At 69.8% G+C, this 17248-nt stretch carries 13 protein-coding genes; 8 read left to right on the top strand and 5 right to left on the bottom strand.

All coding sequences use genetic code 11. The features are described 5' to 3' along the window. Positions 1-96: 96 nt before the first annotated feature. Positions 97-912, bottom strand: coding sequence for a DUF3027 domain-containing protein (locus CHC08_RS36145; protein WP_089211887.1), 816 nt, complete (start codon positions 910-912; stop codon positions 97-99). A 181-nt stretch (positions 913-1093) separates the two neighbouring features. Between CHC08_RS36145 and CHC08_RS36140 the strand changes: the two genes are divergently transcribed. After that, the gene (locus CHC08_RS36140; RefSeq protein ID WP_245878775.1) at positions 1094-2692 is read left to right on the top strand and encodes an MFS transporter; all 1599 of its coding nucleotides are present in this window, start codon (positions 1094-1096) and stop codon (positions 2690-2692) included. Between the two features lie 232 nt (positions 2693-2924). Here the strand turns inward: CHC08_RS36140 and CHC08_RS36135 are convergent, their stop codons facing one another. Next, entirely contained in the window at positions 2925-3323 is a 399-nt protein-coding gene (locus CHC08_RS36135) for a cold-shock protein (protein ID WP_089211885.1), read from the bottom strand. A 90-nt stretch (positions 3324-3413) separates the two neighbouring features. Continuing rightward, the gene (locus CHC08_RS36130; RefSeq protein ID WP_245878774.1) at positions 3414-4043 is read right to left on the bottom strand and encodes an HAD family hydrolase; all 630 of its coding nucleotides are present in this window, start codon (positions 4041-4043) and stop codon (positions 3414-3416) included. Positions 4044-4472: 429 nt separating this feature from the next. Between CHC08_RS36130 and CHC08_RS36125 the strand changes: the two genes are divergently transcribed. After that, positions 4473-5096: a TetR/AcrR family transcriptional regulator gene (locus CHC08_RS36125; RefSeq protein WP_089211883.1), complete on the top strand. Its 624-nt coding sequence runs from the start codon at positions 4473-4475 to the stop codon at positions 5094-5096. A 112-nt stretch (positions 5097-5208) separates the two neighbouring features. On the opposite strand, the gene CHC08_RS36120 is transcribed toward CHC08_RS36125, so the two are convergent. Then, on the bottom strand, positions 5209-6801 hold the full coding sequence (locus CHC08_RS36120) for a hypothetical protein (RefSeq protein ID WP_089211882.1): 1593 nt from the start codon (positions 6799-6801) through the stop codon (positions 5209-5211). 123 nt (positions 6802-6924) lie between these two features. Between CHC08_RS36120 and CHC08_RS36115 the strand changes: the two genes are divergently transcribed. The 6 genes from CHC08_RS36115 (at position 6925) to CHC08_RS36085 (ending at position 16655) form a co-directional block, all read left to right on the top strand. Beyond that, positions 6925-9336, top strand: coding sequence for a helicase-associated domain-containing protein (locus CHC08_RS36115; RefSeq protein WP_089211881.1), 2412 nt, complete (start codon positions 6925-6927; stop codon positions 9334-9336). Between the two features lie 60 nt (positions 9337-9396). Continuing rightward, positions 9397-10908 (top strand): AMP-binding protein, encoded by a 1512-nt coding sequence (locus tag CHC08_RS36110; RefSeq protein ID WP_089211880.1) that lies wholly within the window; start codon positions 9397-9399, stop codon positions 10906-10908. A gap of 120 nt (positions 10909-11028) precedes the next feature. Further along, positions 11029-11697, top strand: coding sequence for an EI24 domain-containing protein (locus CHC08_RS49970; protein WP_179282407.1), 669 nt, complete (start codon positions 11029-11031; stop codon positions 11695-11697). 187 nt (positions 11698-11884) lie between these two features. After that, the gene (locus tag CHC08_RS36100; protein ID WP_089211879.1) at positions 11885-13564 is read left to right on the top strand and encodes a DNA repair helicase XPB; all 1680 of its coding nucleotides are present in this window, start codon (positions 11885-11887) and stop codon (positions 13562-13564) included. A gap of 635 nt (positions 13565-14199) precedes the next feature. Then, complete coding sequence (locus CHC08_RS36090) at positions 14200-16218, top strand: HelD family protein (RefSeq protein WP_089211877.1); 2019 nt, start codon at positions 14200-14202, stop codon at positions 16216-16218. Between the two features lie 11 nt (positions 16219-16229). Then, a complete protein-coding gene (locus CHC08_RS36085) occupies positions 16230-16655 on the top strand; it encodes a GNAT family N-acetyltransferase (RefSeq protein ID WP_218825653.1) in 426 nt (141 codons plus the stop codon). A gap of 128 nt (positions 16656-16783) precedes the next feature. Here CHC08_RS36085 and CHC08_RS36080 read toward each other — a convergent pair. Further along, a partial coding sequence (locus CHC08_RS36080) for a TCP-1/cpn60 chaperonin family protein (RefSeq protein ID WP_275937230.1) occupies positions 16784-17248 on the bottom strand: 465 nt, incomplete at its 5' end.

The raw sequence follows: 17248 nt of genomic DNA, 5'->3' as shown, positions 1-17248 counted from the left end.
TCGCACGGCAGACGGCCGGGCCAGAGGCGACCCGGCGGCCTGCGGAAACAGCGTCGGATCAGAAGTTATCCGGTGAGCTGCGGAAACAGGGTCGGATCAGGAGTGCCCCAGCGGCTCGGAGCCGTTGACGTCCACGGAACCGGCCAGGCCTGCCTCCGAGGGGTCCTCGGTGGTGTCATAGGTCAGATCGTCGAGGATCGGCGAGGTCGGCTCGACCTGGTGTGGCAGTACGGCGGCCTCGGAATGCGCGCCGCAGCCGTGGTCGGCGGCGACCACCCTGCCGTCGTCGGGCGCGTACTCGTTCGCGCAGACGCCGAAGCCGGTGCGCAGCGCGCCGGCCAGCGGCCAGTAGAAGCCACAGGTGGAGCACTGGGCGGGAGCGGCGTGTGCGAGCGGGGTGTGCGGGCCGGACTCACCGGAGTGCCAGCGCCGCACGGCGCGGTCACGGCCGATCGGGGAGAGCACCCGCGCGCGGCCGAGACCGTACTCGAAGATCATTTGATGGTCGACGTCGTCGTCGACCTCGGTGAAGCCGGGCGCGAGCCGATCATCGTCGTCGGAGGTGGGCAGCAGATCGCCCACCCCGAGATCACCGGGGCGCAGCCGCTCACTCCACGGCACCCACTGGGGCGGCAGCAGCGCACCCGGGCCGGGCAGGAGCACGACCTCGCTGACCGTCACATTGCGCGCCCGGGAGGCCCTGGCGACGGTGACGGCCCAGCGCCACCCCAGATAGGCGCGGTCCAGGCTGGCGAAGTAGTGGGTGACGATACGGTCACCCTCACCCTCGACGCCGAGATGCTCGCCCACCTCATCGGGCCTGACATTCTCTTCAATCGCGAAACGGGCCAAGTCGACGGCGGCGACGCATGCCTGGTCCGGGACCACGGCGCGGGATCGAGTGCGGTTCACGAATCGTCTCCCGTCAGCCTGGCAGCCCGGCGGCTGCTGTCCCTACTGGCTCGCTCGCTGCGCTCACTCACAGTTCATTCTCACCTATGCCTGGAGCGAACGGCACCGCCGGATGCCGATCAAGCGAGTAGTTGTCTATCGCACCCGCCAACTCACCCGTCATTCGGGTATGACTTGATACGTGGCAGCTGGGTGGGAACGGGCGCGAAAGACGATTGGTGAGGCCTCCCGCCGGGCCGGTCGCACGGCCGCCGGAGCGGGGCGGGCGACCGTGAGCGCGGGGAAGAGCACGGGCCGGGCCACCCTGCGCGCGGGGCGTGGCGCGGCGAGCGGGACGCAGCGGGTCGGCAAGGCCGCGAGGAGGATGACCTACGCCCAGGGCGCGGGCCGTACGGGCCTGGGGCAGCTGATCGAGCTGACCGCCGCGCACAGCGCGGGCGACGCGCTGGTCACCGCGGCCCTGGCCGGGACGCTGTTCAAACTCCCGGTGAACGAGGCCCGGGGCCAGGTCGCGATCTATCTGCTGATCACGATGATCCCCTTCGTGGTGGTCGCGCCGTTCGTCGGGCCGGTTCTCGACCGGTTCCGCTCCGGCCGGCGCTTCGTGATGGCGGGGACCCTGTTCGGTCGAGGACTGCTCTGCTTCGCCATGGCGGCGGCGATCGTCCCCGCCGACGTGTTCACCATCTTCCCCGCGGCGCTGGCCGTGCTGGTGCTGTCCAAGGCCTACAACGTCTCCCGAGCGGCGATCATGCCGAGCGTGCTGCCCGCCGACATCGCGCTGGTCACCGCCAACGCGAGGGTGGCCCTGTTCGCACTGGTCGCGGCCGGTGTCGCGATCCCGATCGGCGCGGGCGCCAGCACCTGGCTCGGCGCCGAGTGGGTGCTGCGCGGGGCGACGGTGCTCTTCCTGCTCCAGGGTGTGCTGGCCGTACGGCTTCCACGTCACGTCGACTCCCCCGATCTGGAGGAGCTGGACGACGAGGGCGAGAAGCGGCCACCCCGCTGGCGCACGCTGCTGAACGTGGGCCCGGTGGTCGCCGCGGCGATGAGGGCCAACGTGGCCATCCGTCTCCACTCCGGTTTCCTGCTCTTCTACCTGCTCTTCCTCGTCCAGGACAAGAACCTCCCCGGACTCGCCCCCCCGGTCACGATCGGCGTGCTGGCCGTGGCCGCCGGAGCGGGCGGTCTGGCCGGAGCGGCCGTGGCCTCCTGGGTGCGCAACCACTCTCCCCAGGTCATCGTGCTGGCCACGCTCGCGCTGACCACCGTGGTCACGGTGGTGGCGGCGATCATGTTCAATCTCTGGACCGCGGTGGCCGTCGCGCTGGTGGCCGCGTTCGCCCAGGGACTGGGCAAGCTCGCGCTGGACGCGATCGTGCAGCGCGAGATCGGCGAGGAGGTGCGTTCGTCCACGTTCGGGGTGGTGGAGGCGTTCCTGCAGATCGCGTGGGTGCTCGGCGGCCTGGTCGGGCTGTTGCTGTCGCTGTTCGCCGGCGGGCGGACCGGGCTCGCGGTGATGGCCACGGTGCTGGCGGGCTCACTCGGCTGGTTGCTGGCACGGCGGCGCAGGCGGAGCGACGCGAGGGACGCCAAGGTGAAGGCCGCCAGGGCCGATCGCGCCCCCGACGCCCCCGACGCCCCGTCCTCCGCCGGCGGGGAGCGGCACTCGGAGGAGTGGATCAGACCCGAGCCCGCCGGCACGACCACCGCGATCGTGCGGCGGGACGATCCCCCCGCGGAGAAGCGGACCAGACCGTTGACCAACCCCCACGGCTGATCCCGGGGAAAGGGCTACGCGGAAGCCGGGCCTTGGGAAGGGCCGCACGGAAGTGGGCCCGCCGGAACCCGGGAGTTCTACGGGCCCGCGGCGAACCCCTCCGGAAAACGGAAACGGGCCCGTGTGAGCCTCCCTGAAGAGGCGGAAACGGGCCCGTGGAAAACCCTCCTGGGAAAACCCCAGAAAACCCCGAAGGTTTTACCGGAAATTACGCGGAGCCACCGGGAAGGGGTTAGTCGTCCAGGTCGTCGGCCACGGCCCGGAGTACAGCGGCGATCTGCTTGGCATGCACGGGTTCGGGGTGTTTGTTCTTCTGATACGACGTGGAGACCGCGTCCAGGAGCTTGATCAGGTCTTCCACGATGACGACCATCTCATCGGGCTTCTTGCGCTTGCCCTTCGGCTTCGCGGCCTTGGCGAGCGTGGGGGGCTGCTCGATTACCCGGACCGAGAGCGCCTGCTGGCCGCGACGCCCCTCGGCCACACCGAACTCGACCTTCTGGCCTGGCTTGAGGGAGTCCACACCATTGGGCAGCGCGGAAGAATGCACGAAGACCTCACCGCCGTCGTCGCGGGTGAGGAAGCCGAAACCCTTGTCGGCGTCGTACCACTTGACTTTGCCACTCGGCACAGGGGTGACCTCGTTCAGACTGTCGTGAAAAGGAATGGATGTAGGTTATGCCCAGCGGACGCGGAGGGCGACCGTCTAATCAGCCTCTAATTACACGAGTGAGGCCGGAGTTCGCCAACCATCGAACCATTCGGTGAACTCGGTCAGATCGTCCAGCACGACATCCGCTCCGTGATCACGCAGCTCTCCCGCCGGATAGAGACCCGTCGCCACCGCCACGCTGACGACGCCCCCCGCCCGCGCCGCCTCGATGTCGGCGACGTGATCTCCCACATAGGCCGTGGCGCCGAAACTCGCGAGGGCCGGACCCTTCGCCGCCCCGAAGACCGAGCCGGCGACCTCGTCCACGTCCAAGCCGAGGAATTCGACCGTGCTGGCCGCGTCACGGGCGTTCTTCCCCGTCACCACGACGATCCTGCCGCCGCCGCGCCGTACGGCCTCCACCGCCTCACGCGCGCCGGGCATGAGGCTGGTGACCGGGACGGCGATCGAGGGATACAGCGACCTGAAGACGGTGGCGGCCCCGGGGATCTCCTCGGGAGGCAGCCAGTTGGCCAGCTCCCACTCCAGCGGCGGCCCCAGTCTGGCCACCACGGCGGCACTGTCGATGAACACACCCATGTGCCGCGACAACGCGTCGTAGACGGCGGCGATGCCGACGCGCGTGTCCGCGAGCGTCATATCAAGGTCGAACCCCACCGAGTTCATCAGATCACTCACCGCTCCTTATCAACGTCGGAGGACATTCTCTGAGAAGTCCTCAAAGAATGCTAAATCTCCCAGGTCGGAGCCAATCTCACCGCACGTAACGCCACCTGCCACGTAACCCTTTCGAGAAAGGATTCACTTGACGGAAGGGGGGATGCCGTGTCGAGGTGCGGGAGGACCATCTCATGATCGGTACGACGCGTTCGTAAGGCCGCCCGGTGAATCTCCTGAGGCCTGCCGGTGAATCCTTCGCGACGTGCCCGTGGACCGCTGGACCGTTCGTGGCGTGCCGTGGGCCGCCGGGCCGTTCCCGGCATACCCGGTGAAGCGCTGGACGCTCCCATCGTGCCCCGTGAAACGCGCGAACGCGCCATGCCCGGCGTGCTGCGACCTGTGGAGTTCGGCACTGGATATGGTCATGGTGGAGGTATAGGCAGAGAAATGACCAGATCGACGCGCGAGCGGATCATCGACGAAGCCCTGCGCCTGTTCGCCGAACGGGGTTATTCGGCAACCTCCGTGGCCGAGATCGAGGCCGCGTCCGGGCTGTCGCCGGGCGCGGGCGGACTCTACCGGCACTTCAAGTCCAAGTATGAGGTGCTGGCGGCGGCGATGAACGAACACGCCGCCCGGACCCGGACGCAGATCGTCGAAACCCTGGCCGAGATGAGCAGCGTCGACATGTCGATGGACGTCGAAGCGCGCCTGGCCCACCTGTGCAAGGCCGGGCTGGCCAAGGCCCGCGAGGAGAGCGAGCTGACGCGCGTCTTCTTCCGCGACCTGAGCCAGTTCCCCGAGCTGGTGGCGATCGTGCGCGAGGGGCTGCTGCAGCCCATGTTCGACGCGATCACCACGTGGTTCCTGGCTCAGCCCGAGTATGCCGAGGCCGACGTGGACTGGCCCGCGATCGGCGCCGTGCTCGGTGGCGCGGTGGTCCACTACCAGCTCTTCCAGGAGACGGTGGGCGAGCCCCCCGGGCGCGCGGAACGCGACCGTTTCGTCGCCTCCTGGGTGCGCCTCGCGCTCGGTCTGCTGCCCCGGCCCGCCGTCCAGGCGATCGGCTGAGTCATCTGCCGCGTTTATCCTGCGAGACACCCGGCTGAGCCACCCGCCCTACCTTCCCTCCCGAAACGATCGGCCGAGTCACCCGTCGCGTCCGCTCCCGAGACGACCTGAGTCACCTGTTACGCCTGCCGACCGGGGTGACCGGGTTGAACAGGCGGTAGGCCAGCCAGAAGACACCCGCCGCGCTTCCCAGCATGAACATGAGCCCGCTGATCTCGAAGAACTGGTCCACCACCAGGCTGAGGTCGTTCCTGGATCGGATGAGCGCGACCAGGCAGCCGCCGATGGTGTAGCTCAGGATCGGTGCGGCGGCCCCGCGCACCTTGTCAGCGCCCTCCCAGGCCTCGCAGACCGTCACGACCAGTACGGCGACCGCCCAGACCAGCACGGGAATCCGAAAGATCGCGATTGGGGCGAAGGGGAAGGGGACGAGCAGCCCGGCCAGGCCGAGAAGGGCCATCCCGATCACCTCGCGCCGGTGGCCGAGCAGGACCGTCCTGACGTCGCTCTCCCCGGCGACGACGTCCTCCCTCGATCGGGGCGCACGGCTCGGACGGCGGAGCAGGCTGGGCCGCTTTCTGGCCTGCCTCCTGGCCAGAAGCTCCTCGGCCTCCCGTCGGGCCTTGGCCACTCCGGGCGGTATCACGGCCCGGGGCCTCTCGTCCCCCGCCGCACCTCCCTCTCCCGATCCCGGCCCGGGTTTCGCTCCCTGCCCCGATCCCGACGGTGGTTCCCGCCCCGATGTCAGCTCTGGTCCCGGCTCTGATCCCGAGGCTGATCCCAGCTCTGGTCCCGGGCCCGATCCCGACCCCGTTTCCGCTCTCGACAGCGGTTCCCGCTCTGATCCCGGTGCCGGCCCCGGCTCGGCCTCCGGCTGTGCCCCGGCGCCTCGCGCGGGCGGAATCTCCTCGGTCGGCGGGTCGTCCGCCTCGACGCGCTCGGGCGCGGGGTCGTCCGGTTCGTCTCCCCCGGGTGCGATCGACGAGGACCGTGGCCGACCCCTCGGCTCGGGAACGTCCGCGGAAGCGGCCCCGTGCGCGGCCTCGTGAGCGTCCGTGGAAGCGGCCTCTTGCGCGGCCGAGGATTCCGAGGCGCCGGTCCCGGAGTCGCGAGGCGGGGGGACAGAGCCACCCGGCACGTCCCCGTAAGGATGCGAGCGCCTGGGGGCACCCGGTTCCCGGGAGTCCGCCCATTCGAAACCGGCTTCTCCCGACCGGTCCGGCGTCGAGGCCCCGAAAATCGTCATATCCGATCGCCCCGAACCCGGCGACCCGAGGTCGTCTTCCCCGGGCGGAACCGGCTCCGAGAACGCGGAGCCTGCCATCGCGGAATCCGGCGCCGCGGAATCCCCGGGGACCGAACGGCCGGAGAGCGGCTCGGAGGAATCGTGAAGGCCCGACGCCGGGGCCGGGACGATGACACCGGTGGGGCGCTCGGCCTCCTCCAGCGTCTCCGCCAGGCCCCCCAGGCTCGTCTCACTGTTCAGACGGTGCACCTCGCGCCGCACCAGCACCACGGGATCGCCGAACTGGGCCAGAATCTTCTCGACGGCCGCCGGGCTGTCCATCCCCATTCGCTCGGCGTCGATCCGCTTACGCAGCCTTCCGACAAAATCGATCCGCTGCTTCGGGGGCAGCACGCCGTGGGCGGCATCAGCCGCCCTGCTGACGTACTCCAGGACAAGCTGGTCGACACGCTCGATCACGCTGCCATCCTCTCTCGCCGATGCCCTCGCCCGTGGCCTATTTCCCCCATTCACGGCCGCTCACATGATCACAAACTTTACCCGTGCCACGCTTTGTCGGTAAGGCCTCTTACCATTGACGAAATGAGCACGGAGTTCACCGAGTGGCTGCGCAGCCGGAGCGACGAACAGTTGCGGGCTCTCGCCGCCGTGCGCCCCGAGCTCGTCACCCCCGTCCCCGCGCACCTCGAAGGCCTGGCGGGGCGGGCGAGCAGCCCGTCCGCGGTCGGCCGGGTGCTCGACCGGCTCGACCGGTTCACGCTCTCGGTCGTGGAGACGCTGACCGTGCTCCCCTCGCCGATCTCCTACGGATCGCTGCGGGCCCAGATGGCCCGAGCGCTGCCGGGCGCGGCCGATCCGGTCTTCCGGAGCACGCTCAAGGAGACGGTCGAGCGGCTGCGGACTCTGGCCCTGGTCTACGGGCCGGACAACGCCCTGGCCCCGGCACCCGGAGTGCGGGAGGTCCTTGACGGGCCCGCGGGCCTCGGCCCCCCGGCCGTGGAGGTGTTCCGGCACTACCACGCGGAGCGGCTGGCCGAGCTGATCGAGGACATCGCAGGTGAGGGCGGCGACGCCAAGAGCGACACCAGGAGCGACACGAAAGAGGCCCTCGCCGACCTGCTGGGCGACCAGAAAATCGTCGGCCGGCTGATCGAGGACGTCTCGCCACAGGCACGGTCCGCGCTCAACGAGCTGGCCTGGGGCCCGGCCAGCGGCCGGGTGCCCAACGCGCGCCGCGAGGTGCGGGCCACCACCGCCCAGTCGCCGATCGAGCAGCTTCTCTCCCGCGCGCTGCTGGGCGCCACCGGTGAGGAGACCGTCGTACTGCCCCGCGAGGTCGGCCTTTTCCTTCGCGACGGCCGGATTCACCAGGACCTCTCCCCCGTCCCTCCCGCGATGGACGGCGCCAGGCGCGACCGGAAACTCGCCGACCGCACGGCCGCCGGGCAGGCGTTCACGTTCACCCGCGCGGTGGAGGAGCTGTGCGAGCGCTGGAGCGCCGACCCGCCCGGCGTGCTCCGCAGCGGCGGCCTGGCCGTGCGCGACCTCAAGAGGATCGCGGCCCTGCTCGACCTGCCCGAATGGGTGGCGGGGCTGATCATCGAGGTGGCGCACGCGGCCGGGCTGGTGGCGGCGAGCGGGGCGGTGGACGGCGACTGGCTGCCCACCCCCGTTTATGACGCCTGGCGGATGAAGGGCACCGAAGACCGCTGGGTGATGCTGGCCATGACCTGGCTCACCATGGACCGCGTGCCGGGAGTGATCGGCGAGCGCGACGAGCGCGACCGGCTGCTCAATGCCCTCCACCCCGACCTGCGCCGCTCCGCCGCCGCCGAGGTCCGGGCCACCACCCTCGGCATGCTCGCCGCCGCGGAGCCCGGCATGGCTCCCACCCTCGACTCGGTGCGCGAGCGTCTGGCCTGGGAGCAGCCCCGCCGCCGCGGCGCCCATCGCGACCAACTGGTGGAGTTCACGGTGCGCGAGGCCGAGCAGATCGGGGTCACCGGCCTCGGCATGCTCGTGGGGCACGGCCGCGCCCTGCTTCCCGGGCTCCCCGGGCTTCCGGGTGGGAGCCGCGTCGGATCCCCCGGCGAGTTGCTGGCTCCGCTGCTGCCCGAGCCCCTCGACCACGTGTTCCTCCAGGCCGATCTGACCGCCGTCGCGCCGGGGCCGCTCACCAGCGAGCTGAGGCGATGGCTGGCACTGTCCGCCGAGGTGGAGTCCACCGGCGGCGCGACGGTCTACCGGTTCGACGAGCGGTCGATCCGGCGGGCGCTGGACGCCGGGCAGGGCGCCGACGAGATACTGGCCCTGCTGGAGCGCCATTCGACCACGCCCGTCCCGCAACCGCTCAGCTACCTGGTCACCGACGTGGCCCGCCGCCACGGCCGCATGCGCATCGGTACGGCGAGCGCCTACGTCCGGTGCGACGACTCCTCGCTGCTGGACGAGGTGATGGCCGACAAGCGCTCGATGCCGCTGCGGCTGCGGCGGCTCGCCCCCACCGTGATCGCCTCCAAGTCCTCCAGGCCGGCCCTGATCGACTCGTTACGCGCGATGGGCTACGCGCCGGCCGCGGAGTCCCTGGACGGCGATGTGATCATCACCCAGATCGACGTCCGCAGGACCGAGGGCCCGCCCCTCGTCCGCTCCTCGGCCACGTTCAACGGCCTGGAGGCCGACGTGGTGGCGGCCGCCATCCGTGCCGTGCGCGCCGGGGACGCCGCTCACCAGGCCCGTCGCGTTCCCCTGGACGTTCCCGACGGCCAGGTCCCGCGCTCCCCCACGACCGCCACGATCTCCGCCCTGCGCGACGCCATCCGGCAGGGCTCCCAGGTCTGGATCGGCTACCTCGACTCCCAGGGCAACGCCACCAGCCGGATCCTCGAACCCGCCCGGATGGAGGGCGGCTACCTCACCGCCTACGACGAGACGCGGGCGGCGGTGCACCGCTTCGCCCTGCACCGCATCACCGGCATCGCCGACATCGTCTGAACCTCGCCCGACCCCGAAGAGGCCTTGACTGCCCAGCCCGTACGGCCCAGTTTGAAGGTCATGAGTGCTGACCAAACACTGGGCCGGCTCGCTGAGGAGTCCTGGAGCAGGTTCGGCGACTTCGAGGCGTTGTACTACGAGGGGACCTGGCACCGCGCAGCCGCACTCGCCGAACGGGCCCGGCGGGTCACCGGTGGGTTCGGCGCCCGGGAGATCGTGCCCGGCGACCGGGTGGTGGTCATGATGGCCACCTGCCCGGAGGTGTCGATCACCTACCAGGCGCTCTGGGCGGCCGGAGCCGTGGTGACACCGGTGGTGTTCCTGGTCGGGGTGGAGGAGCTGCGGCACATCCTCGTCGACAGCGGGGCCGTCGCGGTGGTGACCTCGCCCGAACTGCTGGGCACCGTGCAAGCCGCCGCCGAGGAGGTCCCGGTGATCGTGGTCGGCGACGCCCCGCCGGGTACGACGCCGTTCGCCCAGCTGGAGGAGGCCGCGGAGACCGGCGCGGTGAGGCGCGACCCGACCGACCTCGCGGCGCTGATGTACACCGGCGGCACGACCGGCCGGGCCAAGGGCGTCATGCTGACCCACGGCGGGCTCTGGCACGTCTCGAAGGCCGCGCAGGAGATGTCCCACCGGCCGGGCGTCACCCGGGCGATCATGCCGGTGCCGCTCTCGCACGCCTACGGCCTGATCATCACGATCGCGGGCATGCACGCCGTCGAGCCTCCGCAGGTCGTGCTGATGCGCTGGTTCGACGCCGGGCTGTTCCTGCGCCTGGCCGCCGAGCACAGGGTCCAGTACGGCGCGGTGGTCCCCGCCATGTTGCAGAGGCTGCTGGCCGAGCCGCTCGAGAGCGTCCAACTTCCCGACCTGGCCTACCTGACCTGCGGGGCGGCGCCGCTGGGCCGGGAGGTGCTCAGGGAGTTCGAGCGGCGGGTGCCCGGCGTGCAGATCCTCGAGGGGTACGGCCTGACCGAGACCAGCGCGGTCACCACCTTCAACCCGCCTGGCCGCAGGAAGGTGGGCAGCGTCGGGCTGCCCCTGCCCGGTTACACGATCACCGTCCGCGACGACGAGGGCGAGGAGATGGAGATCGGCGAGGTGGGCGAGGTCTGCGTCCGGGGCGACGCGCTCATGAGGGGCTACTGGGGCGCCCCCGAAGCCGCTCCCGGCGGCACCGCGCTGGTGGACGGCGAGCTCCGCACCGGCGACATCGGCTGCGTGGACGACGACGGCTACCTGCACATCGTGGACCGTAAAAAAGATCTGATCATCCGGAGCGGGTTCAACGTCTTCCCCCGAGACGTCGAGGACGTGCTGAACGAGCACCGGGACGTGCTGATGTCGGGCGTGATCGGCCGTCCCGACCCGATCCACGGCGAGGAGGTCGTGGCCTTCGTCCAGCTCCGTCCGGATGGCAGGGCCACGGCCGAGGATCTCATCGACTGGACCCGTGCCCGGGTCGGCCGGGTGAAATACCCTCGCGAGATCTATTTCACCGACTCCATTCCGGTCACCAGCGTGTTGAAGCTCGATCGCAAGGCACTGCGCGCCCGTCTCACCGGATAGCCTCGGACTGAGGGAGGACGATCGCGAACACGACGAGAGCATTGTTCGGCGACATACGGCGCATGCCCATATCGTGATCGCGTTGATGTTCGGAGTTCGATAGAAGCGAGACGATCCACAGTGAGCAGCGGTCACCCCGAAGGTCCCAGCACGAACCCGGATGACTGGAAGAGCCCGTACAGCACAGGCCCCGGCCAGACTCCCGGCTACGGCGAGCCTTACGGTTACGAGCCGCCTCAGCAGGAGCCCCAGCCCGAATACGGCCGGCCCGGCCATCAGCCGGGCTACGGCCAGGACCAGACCCACGCCCAGAACCCGGGCCAGGGCTACGGACAGCCCCAGGGCCAGGACTACGGCTCAGGCCAGGGCTACGGTCAGACTCCTGGCCAGGACTACGGCCCAGGCCAGGGATACGGACAGCCCCAGGGTCAGTCCTATGGCCAGGGCCAGGGTTACGGTCAGCAGCCGCCCTACGGGCAGTATCCGCCGCCGTACGCCCAGGGGTACGGTCCCGGGCCGCAGCCGGGCAGCGACGGCACCAGAACCCACGCGATCGTCGCGCTGGTCATCAGCCTCGTGTTCGCCCTGAGTTGCTACGTGAGCCTCGGCGGCATCGCCGGAGCCATCCTGTCCGGCCTGGCGCTCGGGAAGGTCGACCGCGACGTCAGGGGCGCCAGGAAACTGCTCAGATGGACCTGGATCAGCATCGGCATCAACATCGTGCTGATCGTCCTGGGTGTCGCCACCTTCATCATCGCCGGCCTCAACGGAGCCTTCGACTCCTACTGAGGTCCTACTGAGGCTTCCCCGAGACTCCACTGAGACTCGACTGCCACGGTTCGAGACTGCCGTAATTCGAGGTTATCGGTCCGGAATCATCCGCTCGGGACTGTTGGGGCGCCCGGCTCTGTTGCATAAGGGAGCCGGAGGGCGAAGGACGCGCGGCAGACCGGCGAGTCCCCGTACGAGTGCGACCATGAGTTCGCCGGCCATAACCAAGGAGCAGTCTGTGACTGACGGACCACTGATCGTCCAATCCGACAAAACCCTGTTGCTTGAAGTCGACCACGAGATGGCCGGAGAGTGCCGCAAGGCGATCGCGCCGTTCGCCGAGCTGGAACGCGCGCCCGAGCACGTGCACACCTACCGCATCACCCCGCTGGCGCTGTGGAACGCACGGGCCGCCGGGCACGACGCCGAGCAGGTCGTCGACGCGCTGATCGCCTACAGCCGCTACCCCGTGCCACACGCCCTGCTGGTGGACATCGCCGAGACCATGGCGCGGTACGGCAGGCTCCGCCTGGAGAAGCACCCCGTCCACGGGCTCGCCCTGACCAGCACCGACCGGGCCGTGCTGGAGGAGGTCCTGCGCTCCAAGAAGATCCAGCCGCTGCTGGGCGAGCGGCTGGGCGCCGACGGCGTGGCCGTGCATCCGAGCGAACGCGGCAATATCAAGCAGTACCTCCTCAAGCTGGGCTGGCCCGCCGAGGACCTGGCCGGATACGTCGACGGCGAGGCCCACCCGATCGCTCTCACCGAGGACGGCTGGCAGCTGCGCACCTATCAGCGAGAGGCCGCCGAGGCGTTCTGGCACGGCGGCTCCGGGGTGGTCGTGCTGCCCTGTGGCGCGGGCAAGACGATCGTGGGCGCGGCGGCGATGGCACAGGCCCAGTCGACGACCCTGATCCTGGTGACCAACACGGTCTCGGCGCACCAGTGGAGGCAGGAGCTGCTCAAGCGGACCTCGCTGACCGAGGACGAGATCGGCGAGTACAGCGGTACCAAGAAGGAGATCCGGCCCGTCACCATCGCCACCTACCAGGTGATGACGACCCGCAGGCAGGGTGCCTACCGGCATCTGGAGCTGTTCGACGCCCGTGACTGGGGCCTGGTCATCTACGACGAGGTGCACCTGCTGCCCGCGCCGATCTTCCGGATGACCGCCGACCTGCAGGCCCGGCGGCGGGTGGGGCTGACCGCGACGCTCGTGCGCGAGGACGGCCGGGAGGGCGACGTGTTCTCCCTGATCGGTCCCAAGCGCTACGACGCTCCGTGGAAGGAGATGGAGAACCAGGGCTGGATCGCCCCGGCCGACTGCGTCGAGGTCCGGGTGACGCTGACCGACGAGGAACGGCTCGCCTACGCGATGGCCGAGGCCGAGGAGCGCTACCGGTTCTGCGCGACCACGCCGTCCAAGTCCCGGGTGACCGAGGCCCTGGTACGGCGGCATCCGGACGAGCAGGTGCTGGTCATCGGGCAGTACATCGACCAGCTCGACGAGCTCGGCGAGCACCTGAACGCGCCGGTGATCAAGGGCGAGACGAAGATCAAGGAGCGCGAGCGGCTCTTCCAGGCGTTCCGCGACAAGGAGATCCAGGTCCTGGTCGTCTCCAAGGTGGCGAACTTCTCCATCGACCTGCCGGAGGCGGCGGTGGCCATCCAGGTGTCGGGGACCTTCGGGTCACGGCAGGAGGAGGCCCAGCGGCTCGGCCGCGTGCTGCGGCCCAAGGCGGACGGTGGCGGGGCCCGCTTCTACTCGGTGGTCAGCCGCGACACGGTGGACCAGGATTTCGCCGCGCATCGCCAGCGGTTCCTGGCCGAGCAGGGGTACGCGTACCAGATCATCGACGCGGACGACGTGCTCGCCGGGGAATAACCTCACATGGCGAACACGTCGTCAATTTGTGTCAGGTCCACGAAATACCGCAGGCTTTCGACAAAGAAACCACCCCCTCGCTAGGCCTAGAAGGCCACTGGCGACATACCCCCATGATCTGTCGGAGTCACCAGTTTTGCCCGGCTTTTTCGTCATTTCACAGCAGAATGACTGAGGGTGTTACGGCGATTACCGAACGATCAGGCCGCCGATGAAGAGAATGCCCTCCGCGATCACCCAGGCGGCCACCGCCGCGACCATGAGGGCGGTGAAACGACCCTCGTCGCGCGGGCGCACGGGGCGATCCAGGCACCCGCCGTGCAACAGGCCGCGACCGTCGCGAACAGGGACGACACTCTGGCCACCTCGTCCATCCTGTCCGCGCAGCCGTCCTCGGAGCAGAAGGCCTCCAGCCCCCAGCCCGCGAACACGGAAAACCCCCAGAGCGCGGCCAGGAGGAGATTGGCCACGGTCGGTATCATCGGGGAGATCCGCATGGCCATTGAGATACCCGCCTCGGCCGGACGTCAGTCCATCGTTAAATCCTTTTGAGCGTCACGAAGGTCCCCGGTAAGCTGGTCGATTCGCTGCCCGATGACCACCACCTCCGTTTATCGAATGGGAGGCGCTTCCGCGTGCCCGCACATCAATTGGCCCCCGACATAACCGGCGATCCGTCCGAGACCCTCGACACCGAACGCGCACACCTAGCCACCTCCAGGGCCGCGCTGCGCGCGATGCGAGAGCACGCCCGGTCCCTTTCCTCCGACGCCGCCGGCGACTGGGTCTCCCAGCAGATCCTGCAGGCGCTGCTGGACCAGCGGGTGGAGGCGCTCGCCGACCACTCCGGCACGCCCCTGTTCTTCGGCCGTCTCGACCGTGCCGTGGACGACGACCTGCCCGGCACCATCTACGTCGGGCGCAGGCACGTCCACGACGACCGCAGCCGACCCCTGGTGATCGACTGGCGGGCTCCGGTCTCCCGGGCGTTCTACCAGGCCAGCCCCGCGGACCCGATGGACGTCGCCCGCCGCCGCCGGTTCGGCTATCACGGCGGCGACCTGACCGCCTACGAGGACGAGCGGCTCGACCAGGGCGGCGACCTCCAGCAGAGCAGGCTCCTCACCGAGGAGATCGAGCGCCCGCGCTCCGGCCCGATGCGCGACATCGTCGCGACCATCCAGCCCGACCAGGACGAGATCGTCCGTTCCGGGCTGGGCCAGACCGTGTGCGTCCAGGGTGCGCCCGGCACCGGGAAGACCGCGGTCGGCCTGCACCGGGCCGCCTACCTGCTGTTCACCCACCGTGAGAAGCTCGCCCGATCCGGCGTGATGATCGTCGGCCCGAACCGGGCCTTCCTCTCCTATATCTCCTCGGTGCTTCCCGCGCTGGGCGAGGTCAAGGTCGACCAGACCACGGTCGCCGGAATCCTGGGCGACCACCTCGCTCCCGAGGACCCCGCGGTCGCCACGATCAAGGGTGACGCCAGGATCGCCCCGGTGCTCAGGCGCGCCCTGTGGATGCACGTCCTCAAGCCCACCGAGGGCGTGCTGTTCACCAAGGGGATCAACCGCTACCGGGTGGCCGACCACGAGGCCAGCGAGATCGTCGCCGCGCTGCGCGGCACCACGCGTTACGGACCGGGCCGGGCCACGCTCGCCCAGCGACTGGCCCATCTGGTGCTCGTCCGGATGGAGCAGCGCGGCGAGTCCCCCGACGACCGGGTGCAGGACGCGGTGGCCAGGTCCAAGCCGGTCAAACAGCTCGTGGACCAGGTCTGGCCCAAGCTGACCCCGCAGCAGGTGCTTCACCGGTTGCTCAGCGACCCCGAATTCCTCGCCGCCGCGGCGAAGGACGACCTCACCGCCGCGGAGCAGTCCCTGCTCCTGTGGGCCAAGCCGGCCAAGTCCTTCCGCTCGGCGAAGTGGTCGGCGGCCGACGCCGCGCTGATGGACGAGCTGGGCGACCTGATCGAGCGGACCGCCGTCCTGGGCCATCTGGTCGTGGACGAGGCCCAGGACCTGTCCGCGATGCAGCTGCGTGCCCTCGGCCGGCGGTGCCGTACCGGATCGGCCACCGTCCTCGGCGACCTCGCCCAGGGCACCACGCCCTGGTCCGCCCGCTCCTGGACGGAGGTCCTCACCCACCTGGGCTTCGAGGACGGTGCCGTCACCGAGCTCACCCTCGGCTTCCGCGTTCCCCGCGAGGTGCTCGACTTCGCCGCCAGGCTGCTGCCCTCCATCGCCCCGGACCTGGCCGCTCCCCAGTCGCTGCGGCCGGGCTCGGGCTCCCTGTCGGTACGGCCCGCGCCCGACCTCGCCGCGTCCCTGGCGCAGGCCGTACGGGAGGCGCTGTCCCGTGAGGGCTCGATCGGCGTCATCGTCCCGGACGCCTCGGTCGCCGCCGTGTCCAAGGTCCTGACCGACCTGGACCACCGGGTGCTCAGCCCGGACACGGTCGATGACCATCGCCTCCTGGTCATCCCGGCGAGCCTGGCCAAGGGACTGGAGTACGACCACGTCATCGTGGTCGAACCGGCGGACATCGTGGACGCCGAGCCGCGTGGTCTGGCCCGCCTCTACGTGGTCCTGACCCGGGCGGTCACCTCTCTGACCGTCCTCCACGCCAGAGAGCTTCCCGCGCAGCTCTGCTAATTTCCGGTCCCATGGAAAAGCCCACGGGAATCAGCGTCCGGAACGGACGGCTGGGAGATGTCGGCGCGTTACTGGCCTTCTGGCTCAAGGCCGCCGAGGGAACCGACCGTCACGACGACCCGGCCAAGGTGGTCGCGCTCATCGAGCGCGACCCCGAGGCCGTCCTCATCGCCGAGATCGACGGGGAGATGGCCGGCACCCTGATCGCCGGCTGGGACGGCTGGCGCGCCCATCTCTACCGGCTGGCCGTGGATCCCGCCCGCCGGCGCCAGGGATCGGGAGTGTCCTTATCCGCGCGGCGGAGGAGCGCTTCGCGAAATTGGGAGCGTTCCGCGCCGACGCCATGGTGCTCCACGAGAATGTCCTGGCCCACCACGCCTGGGGGTCAGCCGGCTACGCCCCTCAACCCCAATGGGCTCGATGGGTCAAGCCGCTGAGTTAGGGGCTTCTACAGATCACGGAGCATGGGAAAGAGAGCGACGCCCAATCGCACGAGGTTCGGCGAACGCAAAAAGAGGCGGCCCCGGCACTTCGGGGTCGCCTCTTTTTGTGAAAGCGTCTGGACTTAGAAGTCCATGTCGCCGCCACCCGGCATTGCGGGGGCAGCTCCAGCCTTCTCGGGCTTCTCGGCGATGACGGCCTCGGTGGTGAGGAACAGCGCCGCGATGGACGCCGCGTTCTGCAGAGCGGAACGCGTCACCTTGGCCGGGTCGATGATGCCCGACTCGAACATGTTGACGTACTCGCCGGTGGCGGCGTTCAGACCCTCACCGGGGGTGAGGTTGCGCACCTTCTCCACCACGACGCCGCCTTCGAGACCGGCGTTGATCGCGATCTGCTTCAGCGGCTCCTCGAGCGCCTTGCGCACGATCGCGGCACCGGTGGCCTCGTCGCCGAAGAGCTCGAGCTTGTCGAACGCCTTGGCGCCGGCCTGCAGCAGGGCCACGCCACCGCCGGGGACGATGCCCTCCTCGACGGCCGCCTTCGCGTTGCGAACGGCGTCCTCGATGCGGTGCTTGCGCTCCTTGAG

The sequence above is a fragment of the Streptosporangium subroseum genome, from assembly GCF_900188345.1.
GTDB classification, from domain to species: domain Bacteria; phylum Actinomycetota; class Actinomycetes; order Streptosporangiales; family Streptosporangiaceae; genus Streptosporangium; species Streptosporangium subroseum.
This window is presented reverse-complemented; position numbering and strand designations above follow the sequence as displayed.

Coding starts and splice junctions, on each gene's coding strand:
- CHC08_RS36125 (WP_089211883.1), top strand. CDS start 4,473: ATGACCAGATCGACGCGCGAGCGGATCATCGACGAAGCCCTGCGCCTG.
- CHC08_RS36115 (WP_089211881.1), top strand. CDS start 6,925: ATGAGCACGGAGTTCACCGAGTGGCTGCGCAGCCGGAGCGACGAACAG.
- CHC08_RS36110 (WP_089211880.1), top strand. CDS start 9,397: ATGAGTGCTGACCAAACACTGGGCCGGCTCGCTGAGGAGTCCTGGAGC.
- CHC08_RS36100 (WP_089211879.1), top strand. CDS start 11,885: ATGAGTTCGCCGGCCATAACCAAGGAGCAGTCTGTGACTGACGGACCA.
- CHC08_RS36085 (WP_218825653.1), top strand. CDS start 16,230: ATGGAAAAGCCCACGGGAATCAGCGTCCGGAACGGACGGCTGGGAGAT.